The sequence below is a fragment of the Microbulbifer maximicatervae (SeqCode) genome, assembly GCF_056232625.1.
Window position 1 is genome coordinate 4,119,667 of sequence record NZ_CP174324.1, and the last position, 21,056, is coordinate 4,140,722.

General features: G+C 52.5%; 20 protein-coding genes. 2 read left to right on the plus strand and 18 right to left on the minus strand.

What is annotated here, in order from left to right:
* Positions 1–154 precede the first annotated feature (154 nt).
* Genes ACJJI6_RS18025 through ACJJI6_RS18055 form a run of 7 tightly spaced genes read right to left on the minus strand, consistent with a single transcriptional unit; the run spans position 155 to position 7,867 of the window.
* Positions 155–1,552, minus strand: coding sequence for a DUF58 domain-containing protein (locus ACJJI6_RS18025; protein ID WP_475711510.1), 1,398 nt, complete (start codon positions 1,550–1,552; stop codon positions 155–157).
* Entirely contained in the window at positions 1,549–2,553 is a 1,005-nt protein-coding gene (locus tag ACJJI6_RS18030; RefSeq protein WP_475711512.1) for an AAA family ATPase, read from the minus strand. The genes ACJJI6_RS18025 and ACJJI6_RS18030 overlap by 4 nt, the downstream gene beginning before the upstream one ends.
* Complete coding sequence (locus tag ACJJI6_RS18035; RefSeq protein WP_475711513.1) at positions 2,550–3,860, minus strand: DUF4350 domain-containing protein; 1,311 nt, start codon at positions 3,858–3,860, stop codon at positions 2,550–2,552. Before ACJJI6_RS18035 ends, ACJJI6_RS18030 begins: the two co-directional genes overlap by 4 nt.
* Positions 3,850–5,436, minus strand: coding sequence for a DUF4129 domain-containing protein (locus ACJJI6_RS18040; protein WP_475711515.1), 1,587 nt, complete (start codon positions 5,434–5,436; stop codon positions 3,850–3,852). Before ACJJI6_RS18040 ends, ACJJI6_RS18035 begins: the two co-directional genes overlap by 11 nt.
* Positions 5,426–6,400: a stage II sporulation protein M gene (locus tag ACJJI6_RS18045; RefSeq protein WP_444906957.1), complete on the minus strand. Its 975-nt coding sequence runs from the start codon at positions 6,398–6,400 to the stop codon at positions 5,426–5,428. Before ACJJI6_RS18045 ends, ACJJI6_RS18040 begins: the two co-directional genes overlap by 11 nt.
* A 12-nt stretch (positions 6,401–6,412) precedes the next feature.
* On the minus strand, positions 6,413–7,096 hold the full coding sequence (locus ACJJI6_RS18050) for an RDD family protein (RefSeq protein ID WP_444926184.1): 684 nt from the start codon (positions 7,094–7,096) through the stop codon (positions 6,413–6,415).
* A gap of 27 nt (positions 7,097–7,123) precedes the next feature.
* Positions 7,124–7,867, minus strand: coding sequence for a DUF2189 domain-containing protein (locus tag ACJJI6_RS18055; protein WP_444906959.1), 744 nt, complete (start codon positions 7,865–7,867; stop codon positions 7,124–7,126).
* A gap of 171 nt (positions 7,868–8,038) precedes the next feature.
* Between ACJJI6_RS18055 and ACJJI6_RS18060 the strand changes: the two genes are divergently transcribed.
* Complete coding sequence (locus tag ACJJI6_RS18060; RefSeq protein ID WP_475711517.1) at positions 8,039–8,662, plus strand: DUF2939 domain-containing protein; 624 nt, start codon at positions 8,039–8,041, stop codon at positions 8,660–8,662.
* Positions 8,653–9,030: a DUF2237 family protein gene (locus ACJJI6_RS18065; protein ID WP_413663688.1), complete on the plus strand. Its 378-nt coding sequence runs from the start codon at positions 8,653–8,655 to the stop codon at positions 9,028–9,030. Before ACJJI6_RS18060 ends, ACJJI6_RS18065 begins: the two co-directional genes overlap by 10 nt.
* Before the next feature lie 99 nt (positions 9,031–9,129).
* Here the strand turns inward: ACJJI6_RS18065 and ACJJI6_RS18070 are convergent, their stop codons facing one another.
* The 11 genes from ACJJI6_RS18070 to ACJJI6_RS18120 all read right to left on the minus strand — a co-directional run bounded on the left by ACJJI6_RS18070 (position 9,130) and on the right by ACJJI6_RS18120 (position 21,005).
* On the minus strand, positions 9,130–10,122 hold the full coding sequence (locus ACJJI6_RS18070) for an AgmX/PglI C-terminal domain-containing protein (protein WP_475711519.1): 993 nt from the start codon (positions 10,120–10,122) through the stop codon (positions 9,130–9,132).
* 1 nt (position 10,123) lies between these two features.
* Positions 10,124–10,645 carry an ExbD/TolR family protein gene (locus tag ACJJI6_RS18075; RefSeq protein ID WP_444918500.1) on the minus strand — a complete coding sequence of 174 codons (522 nt, stop codon included), beginning with the start codon at positions 10,643–10,645 and terminating at the stop codon, positions 10,124–10,126.
* Positions 10,646–10,657: 12 nt separating this feature from the next.
* Complete coding sequence (locus tag ACJJI6_RS18080; RefSeq protein WP_444958889.1) at positions 10,658–11,170, minus strand: biopolymer transporter ExbD; 513 nt, start codon at positions 11,168–11,170, stop codon at positions 10,658–10,660.
* Between the two features lie 11 nt (positions 11,171–11,181).
* Positions 11,182–11,847, minus strand: coding sequence for a MotA/TolQ/ExbB proton channel family protein (locus ACJJI6_RS18085; protein WP_475711521.1), 666 nt, complete (start codon positions 11,845–11,847; stop codon positions 11,182–11,184).
* 194 nt (positions 11,848–12,041) lie between these two features.
* On the minus strand, positions 12,042–12,311 hold the full coding sequence (locus tag ACJJI6_RS18090; RefSeq protein WP_444895794.1) for a hypothetical protein: 270 nt from the start codon (positions 12,309–12,311) through the stop codon (positions 12,042–12,044).
* A gap of 2 nt (positions 12,312–12,313) precedes the next feature.
* Positions 12,314–12,961 carry a tetratricopeptide repeat protein gene (locus ACJJI6_RS18095; protein WP_475711523.1) on the minus strand — a complete coding sequence of 216 codons (648 nt, stop codon included), beginning with the start codon at positions 12,959–12,961 and terminating at the stop codon, positions 12,314–12,316.
* Positions 12,948–15,812, minus strand: coding sequence for a tetratricopeptide repeat protein (locus tag ACJJI6_RS18100; protein ID WP_445362732.1), 2,865 nt, complete (start codon positions 15,810–15,812; stop codon positions 12,948–12,950). The genes ACJJI6_RS18095 and ACJJI6_RS18100 overlap by 14 nt, the downstream gene beginning before the upstream one ends.
* Positions 15,805–17,691 (minus strand): ATP-binding protein, encoded by a 1,887-nt coding sequence (locus tag ACJJI6_RS18105; protein ID WP_475711525.1) that lies wholly within the window; start codon positions 17,689–17,691, stop codon positions 15,805–15,807. Before ACJJI6_RS18105 ends, ACJJI6_RS18100 begins: the two co-directional genes overlap by 8 nt.
* 90 nt (positions 17,692–17,781) lie before the next feature.
* Entirely contained in the window at positions 17,782–18,306 is a 525-nt protein-coding gene (locus ACJJI6_RS18110) for an AraC family transcriptional regulator (RefSeq protein ID WP_475711527.1), read from the minus strand.
* A gap of 116 nt (positions 18,307–18,422) precedes the next feature.
* Complete coding sequence (locus ACJJI6_RS18115; protein WP_475711529.1) at positions 18,423–19,421, minus strand: FAD:protein FMN transferase; 999 nt, start codon at positions 19,419–19,421, stop codon at positions 18,423–18,425.
* Positions 19,422–19,433: 12 nt separating this feature from the next.
* On the minus strand, positions 19,434–21,005 hold the full coding sequence (locus tag ACJJI6_RS18120; RefSeq protein ID WP_475711530.1) for a hypothetical protein: 1,572 nt from the start codon (positions 21,003–21,005) through the stop codon (positions 19,434–19,436).
* Positions 21,006–21,056: the final 51 nt, after the last annotated feature.

Genomic DNA, 21,056 nt, shown 5'->3' on the forward strand with positions numbered 1-21,056 from the left:
CTAAAGGTTCCAGGAGGCAGCGCGCTCAATAAGAGATTCCCGGGATTGGGGAGAGTTCCCAGACAGCCCTGGATTATTGCGAGTAGTGGGAAGGTTATAGATAAGGTTTAAATAGTGGGGGCTCGGAGAGTCCCCACTCGGTGAATTTGACGATTCAGATTCTGCCGCTGCGCTTTAGGCGCCAATAGGCCTCTACCAGAGACTGGTGCAAAAGCTCCGGCCTCGAGTCAACCACTATGACATTGTGTGCCTGCAAATGCTGAAGTAATTGCTCCCTGCGGCGCAGGAAGTCCCTCGCTGCTGCGCTGTTTACTGCACTATCAAAGTTCTGAATCGGCTGTTGCAGCAATTTGTCCACAGAAGTCTCCCGCAGACTGGCAATCATCACCAGGTGATTGCGCGACAGCAATTTGACTGCTGCTAGGAGTTCATCACTATCTTCATCGCGCAAGTTGGTAATCAGGATTACCAGGGCACGGCGTTTGTGGTGGGCCATCAGCTGTTGTGCGGCGCTAGTGTAATCTGCGCTACTGGTGCCAGAGTGGAGGTCGTAGACATTATTCAACAGTAGATTGATTGCACTTTCGCCTTTTACTGGCGGCAGCTGTCCACCACTGCTCTCCTGTGCCGCAGCAAATGCCTGCAAGCCGACCGCGTCCCCCTGTTTGATGGCGACATAAGCTGAAAGTAGCAAGCCGTTGAGTGCGTGGTCAAAGTGGCTCAACTCGCCGTCTTTAGCGCGCATCCTGCGGCCGCAATCCAGCATGTAAATAATTTCCTGGTCGCGCTCGTCCTGGTATTCACGGCTGATCAGTTTGCGCAGCCGTGAGCTCGCGCGCCAGTCCACCTGTCGCTGGCTGTCTCCCTGGCGGTATTCACGCAGCTGGCGGAAGTCCATTCCCTCACCGCGACGCTGCTGCTGGTGCAACCCCATCAGGCGCAGGCTCTGTTCGGTGGAGAGAGATTGCAGCGAGGAGATACCGAGAAAATTGGGGTAGACCTTGACGGTCTGCTCCTGTCCCAGCCATACCCTTGTCTGCCAGAGTCCCCAGGGAGAGTTGGCCAGCACCTCGATTCGTCCAAAAGAGGCACTGCCTCGGCGACGGGGTACCAGGTCGTACTCGATGGTGATTTCCTGGTCCGGGTTAAGTTGTGCGGAGCGCGGCAGCCCTGTCGATCCTAGTTGCTGTGGGATTGAGTCGGAAACCTGGAGTAATAGTGGGCGTGGGCCGGTATTGTGAAGTTTTAGCCGCGCAGTATTGCGTACGCCCAGGGCCAGGTTGCCTGGCAATCGCCGCAGCCCCTGCAGACCGGTTACACGGTAACCAGTGAGATAGTCCAGCAGGGTGGCGCTGATTAACAGGGCACTCGCTCCCCACCAAAGGTTGCCGATAAATGAGCTGGCTTGCGGAAACCAAATTCGCGCTGCTGTAATTGCCAGAGCTGCCAGGCACCAGTAGCCGAGCAGTTTGACCAGGCGCGGACTCGGGCCGGTGCGACCGCTTTGTGCTGGTGCTACCTGTTGCTCTGTTGCAGCTACAGTCTGTGTCACAGTCGCGGCGCCTCAACACTGTCGATAATCATTGCCAGCGCCGTATCAGCAGTTTCACCGTCAATTTCCATATCTGGAGATAGGCCGATACGGTGGCGCATTACCGGGATGGCCATGGCCTTGATATCATCCGGCAGTACAAATTCCCGTCCCTGTAACAGCGCATTGGCGCGAGCTGCCTGCAGCAGGCCGATACTGGCGCGCGGGCCGGCGGGGCTGCGCAGCTGCGGTGATTGGCGGGTGGCGCGCACCAGCCGCACGGCGTAATTCAATACCTGTTCGTCCAAGCCCACCTGGGGCACCAGGGCCTGAAGTTGCTGCAATCCCTCGACAGTAATTTCCCCGGCCAGCTTTTCCTGTAGGCTGCGCTCAATTCGGCCACTGCTGGCGGCGGCGGCCAATTTCAGTTCCGCTTCGAGGCTGGGGTAATCGATGAGGACTTTCAGCAGGAATCGGTCCAGTTCCGCCTCTGGCAGCGGGTAGGTACCTTCCTGCTCGATGGGGTTTTGAGTGGCGAGTACCATAAATGGGCTGGGTACTTTCAGTGCCTGGCCGTCGATAGTGACCTGTTTCTCCTGCATCACCTCCAGCAGGGCGGCCTGGGTTTTGGCGGGGGCGCGGTTGATTTCATCCGCCAGCAGCAGGTTGGTAAATACCGGCCCGCGACGCACTTCAAAGCGGCTCTCTCCCATGTTGTACATGGCGTGGCCAGTAACGTCGGCGGGCATCAAATCCGGGGTAAACTGGATGCGGCGGAAATTGCCGTCAAAGCAGTTGGCCAGGGTGCGCACCAGAAGGGTTTTGCCGAGTCCGGGTACACCTTCGAGCAGTACGTGGCCAGAAGCCAGCAGAGCTACGAGTACCTGGTCAACCACCTGCTCCTGGCCAATCAGCAACCGGTTGATATTGTTGCGCAGTATCTGAAGTTTGGCGGACGCAGCCTGCCAGTCAGGTGACGGGCCCGTGGTTTGTTGTTCTGGTTGAAGGGTGGTCTCGTTCATAGGACTGCCTCAATTCGCTGCAGATTACGCATGTGTTCAGTAAATGTTTCTTCGGTTGTAGGGGGCTTGCCCCACAAGGTTTCAACTATTAGCCGTTCATCCATACCGGTGGAGGCACAGAGCTTGTCGCACAGTTTGCGTTTTTTAGTGGCGTTGATATGGGTGGCGCCAAGGCGACGTAGGAGTTCTTCCCGATGGCCGCGCAGCAGGGTTTCCCCTTGGTCGTCCTGCCAGTAGTAATGGCCGCAGGCGGATATATGCTCTAGCAGAGAACGGCGGGACACTTCTGGCTCCGGCTGCAAGGGGCCGAAGCGGCGCCCGTGTAGTAAAAGCCAAGCGAGTAAGGCCAGTGCGCCGGCGAGAAAAAACTCTGCAGCGTATTGACGAGCAACCTTAGAAAGGGTTTCAAAGCGGGGGCGGGTGAGAAAGACAAACTCTCCTTCGCCGGCCAGCAATTGTAAAAAATAGGCGTGATCGAAGTGGCCAATACGCTGGGACTGCCACAGGGTGCTGTCAGTCATCAGGGTAATCACACCATTGCCGCGCTCGAACTGCATAAACGGTACGCCGACATCGCCGCGTCGTACTTTTGCCCAGAAGACAGGTCCATCGGTGATAGTCTCGTCATTAAACGAAGGGTGGTAGAGCAGGTGGCTGGCATCGAGGTATAGCTGTATTTCGCTGCCGCCCTCAACAGGCAGGGTTACCAGATCCTCTTCTGACACATCGGGGTTGCGAGGCTCCTCTTGTTCTTCCGGCTCATCTTCTGTATCGCCTTCGTCCAGTTTGCGATTGTGCTCCCGCATGGCATCAGCGGGGCTCTGCTCAGGCTCAAGTACGGCATCCTCCCCGAGCAGTTGCTCCAGGGTTTCTTGCAGTTCGAACTTGTTGTGCCCTTCTTGGATAGAGACGTCCATGGACTCAAGTAGCCAATCGCGGTTTTCACTGCGCCCGGAGTCGCTGTCGAAGTTGCCGGTATAGGCTACAACGATGGCGTGGCCACCGCGCTCGACCCACTCGAGAAGCTCTTGGGCCTTGGTGGGGTTATAGACCTGGCTGGAGCTGCTGATAAACAGGGTGGCATCGGAGGAGAGGCCTTGGAGTACAGATATATTATCTGCCTGACGCGGCGCCAGTTGGATATCGGTGAGGTACCTTTCTGCTGCCAGGTAGGGATTTCGTTTGGCTTCCATGCTCCAGCCGCTATCGATCTCCTTGGAGTAGCGCTCGTAGAAAGTGAGGAATAGCCATACAAGTGCAACGCCACTTATGACCAGGGCTGCCAACAGAATTCTCTTAGCGGTCATTGCCAAATTCCTCCTGCCATTGGCTACAAAGTGAGCTTACCTGAGCCTCTTTTGGCGGCCGGTGGGCATAGGCAAGCTGCTGCCAGTTTGCAGTAAGCTCTTGTACAAATTGACTCAGGGCGGGACTTACTGGGCGCTGTACTTCATTCGGCTCCTGTTGCCTTACTTGTACCAGCTGTGCGCATTCACTTTCGGTAAGGTGATCGCCAAAATAAAACTCGAAGTCTTCAATCAGGTGAGAGAGGGTGGCGCGGTACAATAGTCCCAAACTGGCTCGCTTGTCTCCCTCTGTCCACAGGCGCATGACCTCCGCGCAAACGTCATCGGGCAGACTCGATTGGCGTACATCCAGGCCGAATAGGGTTTCGGGGACGGGCTGCTTTTTCTTTGGCTTAACCTGCCATTTCAAGCTCTGAAGAATTTTATCGTGATGTCTCCAAAGCAGATAGCCCAGGCCGAATACCAAGCCAATCCAAAGCAGCAGCTCCAGGATTTTGGCAATTGTTGGGCCCCATTTAACTTCATCGTCAACTTCAGGCGTATCTTTAGAGTTCTCAAAAAGCCATTCGATAAAGTTAATTAACCACTCGGGGAACTTTTCTTTGACGGCTTCTGTTTCAGATTTGTCTTTTTTGCGCCAACCACTGATCTCTTTCATTTGATGAAAGTCATCGCCGGCGAGAATTTTGTCAATATGCTCTTGGGCCTGCTGCGGGGTTTCCAAAGATGCGGCGCTGGCGGGGGGCGCTGGAATTAATGAGCCAAAGGTGAGCCCGCAGATCAGGATTAGGGCAGCAGTGCTTGGTTTTCTTCTGCGGTGGGACTCCTGTTCACGCTGCTGGCGTTCCAGTAGGTCCCGAAACTGGATTTCTATATCCCAGCCTTCCAACTCGATACGACGGCCGATATAGAGGCAAAACCCACTGACTATATAGAAGGGGGCAACGGCTGCCATGATGAGTAAATACAGCGAGTAATAAAGCCATTTGACCCACAGAATATCCCCCTGGAATAAGGGAATCCAATCGATTCCTTCGACGTACTGTTCTGGTATAAACAGAAATACCAGCATCGATAAAGCAATAAGTAGGAAAGCTTCGATGTGGAAAAGCGTGAGCGTCAGCCAGGTAGCGGTCCCAGAGTGTTTGCGGTGCAGTACCCCAAGGCGCGAGGTACGGGCCTTGCCCGTGGATTGCTCCAGCACGGTAACTGGCATATCGAAAGAGCGTGTGGGGCTCAGCCGACGGAGGGTAAGCCACATAAACCAGTCGCGACGATTCTGGCTAAAGAAATGCTTCAATGCCTCACCAATGGATACCGGTGAGCCAAATAATGCGCGGCTGATCATAAACAGGGGCAGCCGATCAAATACGGGTTTCAGCCACCAAATAAATAAGATGGAGAGCGTTGGTGACTCTGGAAACAGCCAATAACACAAAGCAAATAGCGGTGCTGCAGGCAACAGGTAGACTATAAAAAGTTGCCACCAGTATTTTCGTGCCAGGGCGATACCGAGATCGACAGACTCCCAGGGAGAGCGCAAGCGGGCTCGCACGGCCAGATTCTTAATTTGCATGAGTTGCGCCCTCCCTGCGTCCCGCCAGGATGAAGTACGCAAAGACCAGTACCCAAAACAGGGCGCCTACCCCGAGCTTGATCGCAATCGGTGTGCTGGCACTGGAGGACCAGAAGGCTTCAAGGAAAGCGGCAATCACCAGCATCAGGAAAGTGCCGTACATAATCTTCATTGCTTCGACAGCGGCCAAGCGCAGTGCGACCGTGCGCCTGTGCTGGCCCGGATCCACTAGAGAGCGTCCCAATATCAGGCCCGCTGCTCCCGCCAGTACTATGGCGGTCAACTCAAAGGCGCCGTGGCCAATCACAAATGGGTAGAAGGTGGAGACAAAGCCCACCCGGGTGATATGCCCAAACGCTGCGCCAATATAGATGCCGTTAAACACCAGGAAGAAAATTGAGCCCAGGCCAAACAGTACACCGCCGGCAAAGGTGCGAAAGGCGATGCCAATATTGTTTTTGATATAAAAACCGAACATGAACAGGTCGGTATCAGAGCCGCGCTCGCGGCCCAGTACCCGGTTGCCCGGATCATACATGGATTCAAAACCCATAACCTGTTCCGGTGACATTACTGCGTACACCAGGGCATCGTTGTTGTAAGTGCCGATTCCCAGGATCAGGCCAGGTATTAAAAACAAAGCGGATGCCAGCAGTACTGCGCGGCTATTAGCGCGCACGGCTTGGGGAAAACCTGCCAACAAATAGTGCAACCATCCCTTGCGGCGCAAGGTTTCCTGGCGGTAGACACGGTGATGTGCCGCCATAACCAGTTGGTTGAGGTGGTCTATCAGGCGGTTGGTATATTGTCGCTCCTTAGCCATTGCCAGCTGCTGGCAAAGGTTGCGATAGGCGACGGGTAGGTCAAGGGCCGCAACTTCGGACTTGTTCCGATCCGCTTTCAGCCAGGCTTCTAATTGCTCCCAGCTGTCGCGGTAGCGATTCTCAAAGTCTCTCTGCTTCATAGGTACCTCTGCCTATCCCCTGCCACCGAGTAGCCAACTGCCCACAGAGCGCAGGTAGCTCAAGGCATCGCTGTCCCTTTTCCGAGTAATCGGTTCGAGCAGATTGGCGAGCTCTTGCTGACGCGCTTCGCTTAAATCCTGGTGGCGCTCCAAAAGGCTGACCAGTGCCTGTTGGTCTTGCTGGCGAAGGTTTTGCGGTGGTGGGAGCGGGGTGGTATCCGGCAGGGCAACTGGTGCCTTTTCCTCTTCGCGATAGACCACCAGGGTGGCTGCTGCCAGGTCGCCAAGGCGCTGGAAGTGACGCCCCAGTGTCATGCTTATTACGCCAGTGGCGTAGGCAAATGGCATAAAATCCGCGAAGCGTAACAGGTTGCGAACGATGGATGCTCCCCAGGACACCGGAGTAAGGTTGTCGTTGACCACCATTAGGCCAAAGGCTTTTTTGCCCGGTGTTTGCCCACCGCGTAAAACTTCAAAAAGCACCGGGTAAAACCACTCGAGAAAAAAGGCGCAGACGAGCCAGATACCCGCACCGGCAAAGCCGGCAAATAGCAAGGCAAAGCCGATCGCGGCCAATATCAATGATCGATAAAACACATCCACTGCATACGCAAGGATACGCGGCACAGGCCCCGCGGCCCGCGCGCGCAAATCAATCCCCTCGGGTGTTTCGACGTTATAGGTGGTATCCAGCAAGCCACCGCTCCTGTCTGGTAGAGAAATTTAATTGTGATTGGGAACGCCGAAAACTTTTCGGTAGGCAACACCAAAAGCGATACTACAGAGGGGGATTGCCCAAATCAGGCCGATAAGCAGAGGAATACTGCCAGCTAAAAAGATCAGTATCATAACAATTGCGAAACCAAGGAAGGCAAACCAGTTCTTAGTGATGGCTTTACGGGAGGTTTCCAGAGCTTCCCAGGGGCTCAGATTGCGATCGGCAATTAGGGGCATTGTCATCAGATAAGCAATCATTAGGTAAATACCCGGAATTATCAGCAGTATCAGACCAACCCCAATTAGTAGATACATAACGATGGTCGCAAAGCCGAGAGGCACTATCTTGTCGAAATGAGCAAACACCTCGGTACCAGAAGTCTGCTCGTCGCGGGCGATCTTGATACCAATCATTGTCATACCCACCGCCAAGGGTGCGCCGGCAAAGGTCACGATCAGCTGAGAGAGAGCCTCGGCAAATGGCCCTGGGTTGCTGTCGGGGCTGAAAGCCGCAGTGCCGCCAGTAATTAAGGTGGCGACGATAGTAATTGCAATAATGGCAACGAAATAGAGCAATGCTCCCACCCAAACGGTGCCTTTATTACCACTCGTGCGTTGCCAAGCTTCGCTAAGAGTCTCCCCAATAGAAAACGAATAATCCCCGGCAATGCCCTTTTCAATAGAGCCTGAGTCGTCACTCACTGGGCTATTGGCCAAATTTGCTTCAGGGGCCTTATAGATGTCACTCATCCTGTTAGCTGTCCTTATTGAGATTTAGATTATTAATGGGGTGCAGAGTCTTGGGAGGGAAATATCTCATAGGCAGGAGTGGCGAACAATGCCACGCCAATACATTGGCAAATTAGGTGATACATCTTTCTCAGCATAAAATCCCCGGGGAGTGACTAAGGAATAGAATTGATGAAAAAAATACTGTGGATGAGCGGCCTGGTTTTGGTGTTGATTACCGCTGGGTACGTCGCCTTGCCGTTTTATTCCATCGAGCAATTGCAGCGTGCGGCGAAAATGGCTAAATCCGATCAACCGCAGGTTAGAGCTGAGAGTATCGACACGTTAGAGCGCTATGTCGATTTTCCTGTTTTACGTGACAATTTAAAGATCCGCTTACAGCAGCAACTTAGGAATTCTCTAAGTAACTCTATTCCTCAGGAATTTGATGAATTACTCAGTGCTGGTGCAAATTTCTTTATGGATCCACTTTTACAACAGTTTATTACTCCTGAGGGCATTGCCGACCTTCTTCGTGGGGGAGAGGATCTGGAGGCATTTCAGCGGGAAATTTATCGACAGGGTGGTGAAACACCGGATATTTCCGGAAATGAGACTTCTGCAGCGGAAGAGAAAGAAGATTCCTGGCAGCGCATGGGCTGGCATTTTACCGACCTCAATCATCTGAGTGTTGAATATGGTGAGCATGGTCGGCCTGAATTGCGCATGTTGATGCAACGCAATGGTCTGCGCTGGCAGCTGGTGGACATTCAGCTAATTGGTGATAAAAGTGGAGAGAGTCAGGAATGGAGATAGAAAATTCAGTTAACGTATTTGGCGATCCATTGGTGCCTTGTAGCCTGGACCCGAAGACTGGCTTCTTTCGCGATGGCTGCTGTAACACCTGTAAAGAGGATCTCGGTTCTCACACCGTCTGCGTTGCCGTGACTGATAAGTTCCTGGAATTTTCCCGCAGTCGCGGCAATGATTTGAGCACACCGGTAGAGGAGTTTAATTTTCCCGGTTTAAAGGAAGGGGATCGTTGGTGTCTCTGTGCTGCGCGCTGGCTTGAAGCGGAGAAATTGGATATGGCACCCCGGGTATTTTTACAGAGTACACATGTGAAGGCGCTGGAAATTATTCCTATGCAAACATTGCGTCGCTATGCGCTGGATTTACTTTAGTTAATTGGGTGGATCAGCTTCTTGTCCACCTATTAACTCCCTTCAAATGGCGGCACGTCCCTGTGTCGCCACGCTACAGACAAGATAGCTACTCGGAACTTAAGAGGGCAGGAAGTCGATTGAGTAGTTTTTGGTAGTACTTTCAACGTTGGCAGAACCAAAATTGATCATGCGGATTCTCGCCAGCAACTTGCGTTCAAGTGCCGGGTTATTAAGCTCGCTCTCTATCAATTTGATCGACGCGATAGCACCATTCGGTGCGATCACCAACTGTACGGTGAGCCTTCCCTGCAGAGTTGGGTCCCTGCGCAACGCACGGTTATAGATTCCAATAATAGCCTCTTTATTGGCTTCCATAACACTGCGAATGGAATCGTCGGTACGTATGGATTTTTGCCCTCTGGCCTTGGCCACCGCTTCATTGGCTGAACCCGTTGCCTGGGTACTTTGCACTCGGGTGTTCTCACGACCGGCCAGTGAGACACCACCGGTATCGCGACTCACTCTGCCGGCGGCAACGCCGCCGCTGGAGGCTTTTGACTTATCCGCGATCATACTGCGTTCTATTTTAGTGGCAGTAGCATTCCCCGAGCTGAGCTGGCCCCGGCTAATATCCGATGTATTAAAACTCTCGCGCATATCCAACAGATCATCGGCGAGTGCATTCAGGCCGCTATTGGCCGCTTTCTCCCGGGCCTGCTGTACTTTGGCAACCGGGGGATTTTCAACCTTGCGCGGCTTCTCCACAGGCTTGGGCTTGTCGGGTGTTTCCGCTTTCTTTTTGGGTTTCTCTTCGGGCTTTTTCTTTTCCTCAGGCTTCTTTTGCTCTTTGGTTTTCGGCTTTGGCTTGGGTTTTGGCAATTCCTTTTTTTCCAAAATCACTTTGGCCAGCTGTGGTGGCACCCTTTCGGCTTGCTCTCGGGTGAGTTCGGGTACTGGCGCCAGTGCAACGGCAATGCCACTGATGGCCAGGGCTATCAGGCCACCGCGCAGCAATTTGATAAAGCGCTGATCCTCCTCCCTTGAGGCGGACCAAGGTAGCACCGTTTCCTGTAGTTGCCAGGGGGCGTAACTAATGGTTGCTGTACTCATATCAGGATTCCACCCCCGAGGGATCTTCCGGCGCTGTTTGTTCTACGGCGAAAGACATATCGCGGAAGTCTGCGGCTGCGCAGGTGTGCATGATCTGCTTCAGCAACTCATAGGGAACTTGTTCATCACCTAAAATAGTCACTGCTCGGCCCAGAGTTTTCTGGGCTTCGCTCAGCTCTCCCGCTCGTTCAGCACGGTATTTAAGCTCTGTTACCAGGGCCTCAATATTCTCTGCGCTGGGATCGATATCATCGATGTTGGCGATAAATCGGTCCCCAACAAACAACTGTTTATTGTTGACCCGGACTACAGTAGTCACCTCGGGTTTCTGTTGTGAGGTGGACTTGGGCAGTTTTATGGTTTTATCAGTCTGCAGAACCTGAACATCACTGGTTGAGTTCACCAGAAGGAAAAATACCAGGATGGTGAAGATATCCATCAGTGATACCAGGTTCAGTTTTGACTGCTGCTTTTTTTGCCTTTGCCTGCGCTCTTGCAGTTTTGCGGCTGCATTTATCTTCATAGTTTGGCCCCGCTATTTTGTCTGCTCCGGTGCATCGCCGAGAGATATCTGGGGGAACAGTTCTGCATCAACAACAGATGCGGCCACTACAGCCCGGTAGCTGCGTGCAGTATCCATGGCGGCGACCAGAGTTTTGTAAGGCGTTCCCTTTTCTGACAGGATCACCAGATCATCTTTGTCGATAGATTTTTCTCGCAACTGCCGTTTTATCTGCTGTAAAACGATAGAAATCGTGGCGAAATCCGGTGAGTTTTCTTCGTGTGGGATGCGTTTAACCCGCTGCCCAGCGGGATAATTGATATCGACATACTGCGTGCGCAAAACGAGTTCGAGCTGACGATTTTCCTCCACACTGCTGGAACTTCCATCGCTGATACCCGGCAGGTTCAGCTTGAGCACGGAGATATGGGAAAACACCATATTTAGCAGTAGCACAGGAACCAAAATGGTCATCAAACTCATAAACGAGGTGATATCGAGTTCCGCTTCCTCATATCCACGCCGGCGAATATTTATGTTCAGCATGGCGGTACCCCTTAGCTGTTAGCGGTGCGTTGTTCCGCTTTCTGTGGGCGTCCCATGGTCAGCAGATTAAGGAATTTAACCCCGGCCATTTGCAAACTATCGACAATCTCATTGGTTTTATTTTGCAGCATTGAGTTAAACAACAGCAGGGGAATGGCAGAAATCAAACCGAATGCTGTAGTGTTCATCGCTACGGAAATACTGGTGGAGAGCATGGTCGCTTTTTCAGATGGGTCGGCACTGGCTACTGCGGTAAATGCAGCAATCAGACCCATAATAGTACCGAGTAGGCCCAGCAGAGTGGCAATATTAGCGAGAGTGGCCAAGTAACTGGTGCGTTTTTCCAGGCGGGGAACCGCTTCGAGAATCCCTTCCTCAATAGCCAGGGCAATATTTTCCTCGCGCTTGGCAAATTGCAAAGTGTTGATGCCCGCTGCGGCGATACGCCCCATTGCTGCGTCGTTGTCTCGGGCCAGCTGCAAGACATTTTGATAGCTGCGTTTTTGCAACATGGGCAATACTTGTTGATACGCCTTTTTATTGGCATTCCGCGCGCGTGATAAAAATATCCAGCGCTCTACTACCATTGCCAGTCCGATAACCAGGACCACTGCAATTGGGTACATGAAGGGTCCGCCATTTTGGAAAAAACGCAGCATCGCTTGAGTGAATTCCATGATTTAATTCTCCACAGATAAAGTTATAAATTTGTAGTGCAAAGGGAGAGCGATTGAGTTCCCACCCTTGGTGTATAAAGAGGGCCGCGGGACGTTGAAGCCTGCTGCGGCTGTTCCATGTCTTCGCTGTATAAATTCAGCAGCGCCGCTTCCATGCGCCGCAAAAAGAATATTTTTAATTTTGGTGGGTCGGCCTAATCGGTTTTTTCCTGTTCAGCTTGTAACAGCTTTATTTCCCGCCGAAATTCCGAATATTCCTGATGTTCAAATACAGAGGAGAAAGTTTGCGGCAGAACGCTGTCGAGCCTTTGTAAACTGTTGGCTTGCTTCCAGGGGATGATATATAAAACCTTAGGTTGTTCCTGGCTGCCAATTACGGTGGACTCCAGCGTTGTTATTTCCTCTGCTGTTGCACCGTGTGCAAAGATAGACAGGCTCAGTATGAGGCTAGAAAATAATTTCATTGTTAAAGTCTCCGCTCCAGCTCGAGTATCCATGCACTGAGCAATTTATCCTGTTCAGTACCGGAATCTTGCGCTGCCATATAGTGCTGAAGGGCGCGCTCGGGTTGTTGCAGGTAAAGGTCGTAGAGGATTCCCAGGTTGCGGTGTGCATCGGCATAGTGTGGCCAACGCTCTATGGCCGCGTTGTAGTATTGCTCTGCATCTTCGAACCGCCCCCGGTCACGCATCAGGGCGGCAAGACGATTCCAGGCAAATACATTGTTATCGTTTACAGCAATAGCCTGGCGAAAGCTGCTCTCGGACTCCTCGTATTTCTCGCCGGAATGCTGCACGATTGCCAGGTTAAGCCAGGCTCCAGATAGCTCCGGCCACTTTTCAGTAATTTGGAGCAGTTGCGATTCAGCTGCAGGTAAATCATTTGCCTGAAAATTCTGGCGAGCCAGTTCCATCGCCGCACGGGCCTGTTGCGGTACCCTTTTAACATCTCGCAAGTAGGGGTTTTCTGTCAGTTGTTGCGCGGTGTCGCTATCCGTGGGCGATATCGTCTTTTGCAGACCGCTACATGCGGAGAGTAAAAAAACCAATAGCGCAGCAGTGAATAACCGTGCGATTGAAGTTAATTTCTGGGTGCTCGATTCAGTGCAGTGCATCACTCCACTCCAGGGTTTTTTCTTCTTTTTTGTAGCGTGCGGGTAACAGCTCTCCCAGTGAGTGGAAGCTGCGTTTAACCCAGTCGTCGTAAATACCCTCAACCGTGCGCTGGATATTGGCCTCGTGAAGTTCTATGGACTTCTCCTCAAAGGGATAGGCCTGTTCCTCCAGTAGAATTTCGTATTGTTCCAATTCCAGCTCGTTTAGGTTTTTAGGGCGCTGTGAGTCCATCAGGTCACGGCTGAGCTGTCGGTACACTTCTGCGAGGCGATAGTTTGCTTGAGGGGTGAATTCTGCGATGCCAAATTCCAGGACTTTGCGGTAATCTGCCACGGTGGTTTGCATGGCCCGCTTTTTATTAGCGAGACTGGTCTTTAACGGCAAGCGCAGTGCCAGTTCAGCAAATTTCGCATAACTTTGTTCCGCCAGTTCACTTTGAGAATAAGCGGCCAGGTAACGCCCGCGGGGTGACTGCAGCGAGTTCTGTGCAAGTTGTTGTAGCCAGTAATTCCGCTTGGTGGGCTTTTTGGTCTGAGCGTAGATTTCGACCAGCTGAAATTGCGCTTCCAGACGTTGCTCAGCGGGCTCTGGCCACAATTTGCTGTAGTTGCGATAGCTTTCAATAGCCCTGTTGTACTCACCGGCTTTTTGCAGGTTTTCTGCTGCCATAAACAGGGATTGACGGCGAACTTCCCGATCCGGATCTGTAGCGGCTAATTGCAGTAATTCTGAGGCGGCGGCCGCTGGCATTTCCAGAGCTTCAAAGATAACGATGGCTTTGGCAGCCAGTGTCGGCGTCAAGGTATGCGCGGGATAAAACTGGCGGAAATCAGCGAGTTCTGTGCTGGCGCGCTGCCACTGCCCTAATTGAATAAGAAAATTAATCGCATCGTATTGGGCGGTGGCCGCAACCTCTGTGCGCCCGCTATCGCGGATACGCAGCAGGTGATTGAGGGCTTCCTCACTGGGAGCGGCATCTTCACTCTCGCGCTGGGCCAAAATGATTTCTGCCTGGCGATAGATGGATAACTGCAATTGGCGCAATGCGTCTTTGCGCAGCTTATCGTCTGGCTGGTAGCCGAGCGCGCGGGTATAGGCAGCCTCTGCCTGGGGATATTGTTTCAGGGAAAAATGGCTGTGGGCCAGTATTATTGCAATACTTAGTTGCTGTTGCCTATTGGCTGGCGGTTGCCATTGATCGGCGTGCTCGGCAGCGGCGATGGCTTCGGCAAAGCGCGATTGTTGTAACAACTTATCGGCAGCGGCCAGCTGTACTGGCAGAGCTCTCGGGTCTTGGGGCCAGCTCTGTGCAAATTTCAGGCTCGCTTCGATATTGCGATCGAGCCACAGGATTTTCTGTTCCGACTCTTGATCCGGAATTTGTTCATACACTCTGGCTGCACTGAGGATGGCTCCGTAGCCGGCTTCGGCAGCATACTTGGGATCTTGGTATTCCCAGGCGACCTGGCTGTAAGCGCGCCAGGCGGCGGGGTGATCTGCAGCCTGCTCAAGACACTCCGCCATCAGGAAAACCATGGATGGTGTGCGTGGATCTTGTGGAAAAGTCTGCGCGTATTCCTGATATAACGCGGCGGCGCTGCGATAGGCACCCAGTGATTGTGCGCTGACAAGGCGACGTTCTTTCACCTTATTCGCGGGTAGTTTTGTGACTTGCTGAGCCAATTCCTGAGCGCGGGCGTGGTCAAACTGGGCCAATTCATACAGCCATGGTTGCAGGGTTTTGGCCAACTCCTGTTGTTGAGTTTCACCTGCTGCTTGCCAGTAATCACTGTTCACACCATAGCGACGCACAAAGTCCCGCTTCGTCGGCAGAACTTCTTTGTGTAGTCTCCCCGCTTGTAAGGTTTCAACGGCGAGAAGATGAAGCTGTGGGGCTTGCTGGGTTTGTGGGTAGTGATTGACGAATTGTAAAAAGGTATCGGCACTATTGCGGAACAACTCTTTTTCCCGATACCAGGTACCGAGTGCACTGTATAGCTGGTGCTGATAGGGACGTGGCTCTCCATTGAGGTTAAAAGACTCAATGGCTTCAGCACCTCCCAGGTAGCTGAAGTTTAATGCGAGCCCGCGCAGGCTGTCTTCACGCAGGCGCTGCCGCCCAACAGGGAGTTCCTCCCCCTGTTCCTCACTGTGCAAAATATCCAGCGACTGGAGAAAAATATCTGTGGATGCGCGGTAATTGCTCGATTTAAATTCTGACCAAGCCAGCATATAGCGAGCATTATCCGTAAATGGACTCTGCCCCTGCTTGAGCAATGCACGGAAATCTCGGGCGGCACTGGGGTAGTCTTTGCGATTGAATGCCGCCTCGCCACGGCGGAACAAGACTTCGCCGATAAACGGTGAGTCCGGTGCGCTACCGGCTATCTTTTCCAATGCCTGTAAGGCCGCGGGCATTTCCCCATCCAGTGCCCGCGCGCGGGCTAAGCGATAGAGAATGTAATCATCTTTTGGGCGCTGTGCAGAGAGACTTTGGTAATAATCGACCGCGCTGGAGTAGTCGACAATGGTATCCGGATTGTCGGACTGTTTTTGCTCCAGTCGTTCCATTTCCAAGTCAGCCAGGCGCAGATGGATTTGTTGCCGAACCTTGGGATCGGCGTGGCTCTCCAGTGCCGTGCGGTAACTTTGCACCAGGTTTTCCAACGCGATAGCGGTTTGCACGGGCGGACTTTGCGGTGCCTCTTCCTGGGAGCTGGGCGGGTTGGCACGGGGCAGGTCAGCCAGGGTTTGTACCGGTTGATTGCCACAAGCTGTCAGGGCACAGCAAATACCAATAGCCAGGGAGCGCAGGGTAAACACAGCTGCCGGATGCGGGGCGTTATTCATTGTCTGAGGCCCCGGTATTATCCGTGTCACTGTCAGCCTGAGAGGTTGCGGGGATCGCCTGCATTTCAGCGTCTTGCAGACGTGCGATAGCCAGGCGTGTGTGGGCCATATAATTGTGAATTTGCTGCTGCTCCCTACCCAGCTGGGCGATAACCTCTCGGCGCAGGTCGGCTTCAATCAATTCGCTGGCTCGACCAATCGCCGCTTGCTGAGCTGGAATTTCGTCACCGGCGGTGACCACCCGATAGGCTAGTTGGCGCAGTTGTGGCCCCCGCTGTGCTTCGGTATCTGTTTTCTTGCGTTGTTCCCGCCCCCTGCGTAACTGATCTTCGAGCAGCTGTAGGGATTTTCGCTGCTGCCACAACTTCTCGTGATACTGTTCGCTGGCTTGCCAAAGCAAAATCCCCCGGGCTTTCGCCAGGGTTTCCGCTTGTTGTTGGCTGGCTTTGCCGCTGTCCTGGATTTTTTTAAGACGTTCTTGAGCGCCGGTGAGAATTTCCAGTAATTCGAGGGTTTCACTTTGTTCATTTGGAGTGGCGGTGGTCGCCAATAAAGTGAGTGCGTCGCGCTCCTGTTCAATATGCTCGAGAGCTGCCCTCAAATGATCATATTGCTGTGTTGCCATCTGCAACTGCTGGTCAAACTGGGCGCTATTGTAGTTATCAATAATCGTTGTACGGCGCAGGTGACGCTCTTCGATAAGGTCGGCAAATTGGGGTAGTTTATCTTGCCAGGTCTGTAGGACCTGGGTGAGCTGCTGCAGATCGCGCAGCTCGGTGAGCCGCAATTGGAAGTGGTCACTTTGTAGGATTGGCCGCAGAAAGTGTTGGTTATCGCGCAATAGGGGAGAGGCCTGGGCCAGTTGTAACCAGCCATAGCGCCATGCCTCGCGCTGAACAGGATCATAGGCCAGCGGTTCCGTCGCCAGGTCTTGTTGTAACTGGTGTAACTCAGTAAGCGTTTCCAGGTAATAAGCTTCAGCGCTTTGATATGCTCTGAGGGCTACAGAGCGATTTTCCAGTTTTTCGTAACCATAAGGCAGGGCTACCATCGCTTCCCGTGCGGCGGGACTGTAGCGGTGCTTATCCAGTAAAAATTGCAGCGCGTCTATGCCCGCTTGGTAGTCTTCACCATTGATAGAGGACCAAGCCATCCCCAGGAGTGCGCGAGTTGCCCAGGGCGTGTTGAGGCGAACCCTGGAAAAGGCTTCTTTAGCTGCGCTGTGTTGCTCCGCAAGAGCCAGGGCGTACCCCATACCAATATGGGCTTTATCAATGAGTATGGGGATTTCAGATGAAGGAATATCAATTGTTTCTGCAAAATCAACAGCGACTTGATATTCGTGAATTGCTGCAGGCAATTGGCCGGACCTGGCAAAGGCAGCGCCTAAGTTGATATGTCCCAATAACTTTTCTGCAGGGTATAAATCACTGGTTTCCAGTAATTTTTGAGCCGTGGTGAGGTCTTTATTGCGCAGCGCTAAGTTGAGAGGTAGAGAGGACTCCTCGGCAACCCCTGACTTTTCCAAGTGTGCTGCTGCGCTGGCAAAATCACCGTTCAGGTAATTTAATTCGGCCAGCTTTAACCAGGCAGTGCGGCGATATTTTGGTGCAGCCGCGACATTACTCTGCTGCTCAAAAAGTTCAGCTGCTCGTCTATGTAAACCAAACCCGAGGCTGATCCCGCCCTCTATCAATGCGGCGTTATCCCGGTGAATTTGAATTGAATCCCGCTGCTGAGCAACCAGCAGTGTGCTCAGGGCATCAAAGTAATTCCCTTGAAAATACTCGTAAAGCGTAGCGCCATAAGCGAGGTCTTGAGCCCTTTGGTATTTTTGTGGGGTTCGCTGCTCATTGCTGGGACCGCTTGTTTCGGCCACAGTATCAGCTTCCTGAGCGCAAAGGTTACTTGCGGCAAGAGTGAGCGCCAGGGATAGGATGCGGGTAAAAGATGGGTAGTACATGGCTAATCAGGGCGTTGGCCACTGCACCAACTCAAACTCCGGCTGTTGTTTTCCGGAGTTGTCTAAGATAACCAGTTCAATAACGGCGGGCTCATCACTTTTATTCAATTCCAACTTGGCTGCCCGCTTGTATTCGCGCCCTTCGGGCCCAAGGCCAGTTATAAAAGCAGAAATAGTGTAATCACCGGATTTTAGGTTGCCTTTGTAAAGCGGTTGAATACCACCGCGAATCAACGCTTCCCGCTGATGTTCCGTATACAGATGACTTGCACTTAACTTGTTATCGATGTGTAGCTTTACTGCATCCAAAGTAAAATAGTGGCCTACATCCATAGACACATAAAAGGCGATTTGGCTCTGTGCGGGATAGAGCAAATCTTCTTCAAGAATCAATAAATCCCTGTTTAATTTAAGTACATCGCGCTTTAATTCTTCCAATTTCTCCGCAGAGAAATCGCTTTCCTGAGCCTGCACAAACGCAGAGCCTAAAAGGCCGATAAATAAAATAAAGCACTGAAAGGGGCGTCTCATGGCAGACCTTTTGATAGGAATTGGCATTATTCTTTGGTCGGCGCAAATTATGTCAGGGGATCAACGATCTGATGTGATCTTGTTGGCAAATTTTCTATGAAGATAAAACGGATTACTCAAAGATTCTCCAAACCGCGACTGAAAAACAACTTCCGGTTACTATCGATAACTACTGCTTCAAATTGGGGCAATCGATTAATAAGTGCCAAGCCTTTCTCTTTTCCCAGAACAAACACACTGGTAGAAAGGGGGTCGGTATCAAAGCCGCGGGGGCCAATAATGCTGACACTAATCAACTTATCAGTGTCTTTTGCAGAAGTTTCCGAGGGTTTTCCTGTGGATGGATTAAAAATATGGTGCACTCTATCCTGCTGCTCATCAATAAAATAACGCTCGTAATCACCTGAGGTAGAGATAGCAATATCACGCAGGGGGATAACCGCAGCATTTTTACTTTTTTCACGGGGGTGGCGAATACCCACTAACCAGGGTTGCCCCTGTTTATCTCCCAGCATGCGTGCATCGCCACCGGCACTGACACTGGCGCAGCAAATGTCTGCCTGCTTGAGGATCTCAATTGCCCGATCAACCGCATAGCCCTTGGCAATTCCCCCTAAATCTATTTTTGTGTTCTCGTGGCCAAAACGCAGTGTATTGGCTTTTTTATTCAGTTTTAAGTGGCGGTAATTCAGCGCTTCTAACAACGAGTCCGTCAGCTGGGCGTCTGCCTGTTTCTGCTGGCGAAAATCATAGTGCTTGCCCAGGGTGGCGTAGCTGATATCGAATGCGCCATCAGTGAGCTGACTAAACCAAAGGGATTTATCAATCAGGTTGGTGAGCTCTTTGGAAATATTGACGTTTCCCCGGCCAGCCGTGCGGTTAATGAGTGATAGTTCACTGTTTTCCTTATAGGGTGATAGCTGATCGTCAAGTCGATGAAACTCTGTCATGACCTCTTCAATAAGGTGCTCGGCTTCAATGCCGTCCTCGTGCCAAAGTTGCAGGCGAACCTGAGTTCCCATAATTGCACGTTCAGCGTAGTGCCATTCGGCCACAGAAGGAATCGCGCAAAGTGTGGCACTACACAGTAATAGCAATTTAAAAAAGCGGAACATCACTTATCCAACTTAAATAATGGGGGCGAAGGCAGTCATACTGTCTTGTAAGTTACTATCGCCGAGACCGTGATTCGGAAATAAGGTTGAGAAATTACCTTGCTCTCCGTGCAGGGCCATATAGTTGAGCACTACAGTTTCCACCAATAAATTGACGTTGTTAGCGGCGGGGGTGGATGTTGTTTCTACGTCACCGGAGCTGCGCATATAGCCGAGTTGCTGGTGGATCGCCTGTTCGTCCGCCGTGCCACCGAGTAATTGTGGCCGGCCCGCCGGGTTGTATACCAGGAAAAATGAGGCGGCTGTCTGTTGGTCATCGCCAGTCCAGACGCCTTTGCCACGGCCCTCTACCGAGTCGTCCAGCATTCCGTTGGAGAAAACGGAACCATCACTAAAAACGTAAATCATCAGGGGCTGGTTGCGGCGGGCGGCATACTCCAGGCAAGCGCCAATACAGCGCCCAGCGCGCAAATCGCGAATCTCTCCTGTGGCCCGGTCGCCGGTATGGTAGTCATAGCCACCCATGGTAATAGTGCCTGCACCGGCATATCCATTGACGACCAGCTTCATCACTGAGGCGGTCTTTTGGAACTCTCTGTCTCCACTCAATTCTGAACTGGTAAAAACACCGGATGGCCCGACGATATCTGGATCGGATTCGGGATTTAAATCGGCCGGGTTGCCAAAGCGATCAGCCAGGTCAGCACTTTTCATATAGCCGCAACGCACCAGGTCTTTAATGACTGCATCGGTGCTGACTTTAGTATTTACGTTGCTGAGTTTCGCTTCGGAGATGCGGTACATGGACTCCATCACTGCGACAGTGTCCTCCTGACTGAGCAGCCCCACCAGGTCTCCTACATCTACAAGGCCAGTAACGTCGGAAGAGCGATCCACTTTGGTGGGGCGAACTTCGGGGTTGATCATGGTGGAAGGAGCCATGGAGTTGCCACCGGAATCACTGGAGCTGGAGCCGATCAGGGCCAGCAGGGAACCGTTGGCTCCCGCCTGGTTAATACCGTACATGGGATTGTGTGGGTTGTTGCCGGTGTCATTTTCCGAGCGAGCGGGAATAACTGCACCGTTGGTCGCCGATGCTGTGCCAGCAGCGATTTTTTCCAGGATGCCTCGCAACATGCCGCTGTCACTATGGAAGGCGAGACCCAGGTCAGTATTGATAAATTCATCACCGAGGGAGGGAACCATATCTCCGGGGAGGCCTTGCTTGTTGTAGCCGGCTGTGCCGAGAAAATCCATTTGTCCGCCCTCTTTACCTACCAGCACATTGGAGCCTGCGATATTGGCGCCGCCGGCGAGATCGAAACAAATAAAAGGAATTTTACCGGCACCGAATGCACTGACGTCACAGGGGCCGCCATTGGTTTTTCGCAGTGCTTCTAGGTCCGAGGAAAGGGCTGCATGGGCACTACGGGGATTGGCAAACAAGCTGAAGACAGAGCCGCCCAGCACTGTTCCCATACCCGCTCGGAAGCCTTGAGCGAGAAAGTCGCGGCGTGTTACCGGGCGGTGGTGGTCCGGGTGCCGTAGGGGCTGGTCCAGATCAAAGTGTTTTTTCTTGCTCATAATATTCCCGGATATAGTTTTCGGTGTGCCGGCTCTTTATTGTGGAGGGGC

Coding starts and splice junctions, on each gene's coding strand:
- ACJJI6_RS18045 (WP_444906957.1), bottom strand. CDS start 6,400: ATGAAGCAGAGAGACTTTGAGAATCGCTACCGCGACAGCTGGGAGCAA.
- ACJJI6_RS18085 (WP_475711521.1), bottom strand. CDS start 11,847: ATGGAATTCACTCAAGCGATGCTGCGTTTTTTCCAAAATGGCGGACCC.
- ACJJI6_RS18115 (WP_475711529.1), bottom strand. CDS start 19,421: ATGTTCCGCTTTTTTAAATTGCTATTACTGTGTAGTGCCACACTTTGC.
- ACJJI6_RS18100 (WP_445362732.1), bottom strand. CDS start 15,812: ATGAATAACGCCCCGCATCCGGCAGCTGTGTTTACCCTGCGCTCCCTG.
- ACJJI6_RS18035 (WP_475711513.1), bottom strand. CDS start 3,860: ATGACCGCTAAGAGAATTCTGTTGGCAGCCCTGGTCATAAGTGGCGTT.
- ACJJI6_RS18055 (WP_444906959.1), bottom strand. CDS start 7,867: ATGAGTGACATCTATAAGGCCCCTGAAGCAAATTTGGCCAATAGCCCA.
- ACJJI6_RS18095 (WP_475711523.1), bottom strand. CDS start 12,961: ATGCACTGCACTGAATCGAGCACCCAGAAATTAACTTCAATCGCACGG.
- ACJJI6_RS18110 (WP_475711527.1), bottom strand. CDS start 18,306: ATGAGACGCCCCTTTCAGTGCTTTATTTTATTTATCGGCCTTTTAGGC.
- ACJJI6_RS18090 (WP_444895794.1), bottom strand. CDS start 12,311: ATGAAATTATTTTCTAGCCTCATACTGAGCCTGTCTATCTTTGCACAC.
- ACJJI6_RS18070 (WP_475711519.1), bottom strand. CDS start 10,122: ATGAGTACAGCAACCATTAGTTACGCCCCCTGGCAACTACAGGAAACG.
- ACJJI6_RS18060 (WP_475711517.1), top strand. CDS start 8,039: ATGAAAAAAATACTGTGGATGAGCGGCCTGGTTTTGGTGTTGATTACC.
- ACJJI6_RS18075 (WP_444918500.1), bottom strand. CDS start 10,645: ATGAAGATAAATGCAGCCGCAAAACTGCAAGAGCGCAGGCAAAGGCAA.
- ACJJI6_RS18080 (WP_444958889.1), bottom strand. CDS start 11,170: ATGCTGAACATAAATATTCGCCGGCGTGGATATGAGGAAGCGGAACTC.
- ACJJI6_RS18065 (WP_413663688.1), top strand. CDS start 8,653: ATGGAGATAGAAAATTCAGTTAACGTATTTGGCGATCCATTGGTGCCT.
- ACJJI6_RS18120 (WP_475711530.1), bottom strand. CDS start 21,005: ATGAGCAAGAAAAAACACTTTGATCTGGACCAGCCCCTACGGCACCCG.
- ACJJI6_RS18030 (WP_475711512.1), bottom strand. CDS start 2,553: ATGAACGAGACCACCCTTCAACCAGAACAACAAACCACGGGCCCGTCA.
- ACJJI6_RS18040 (WP_475711515.1), bottom strand. CDS start 5,436: ATGCAAATTAAGAATCTGGCCGTGCGAGCCCGCTTGCGCTCTCCCTGG.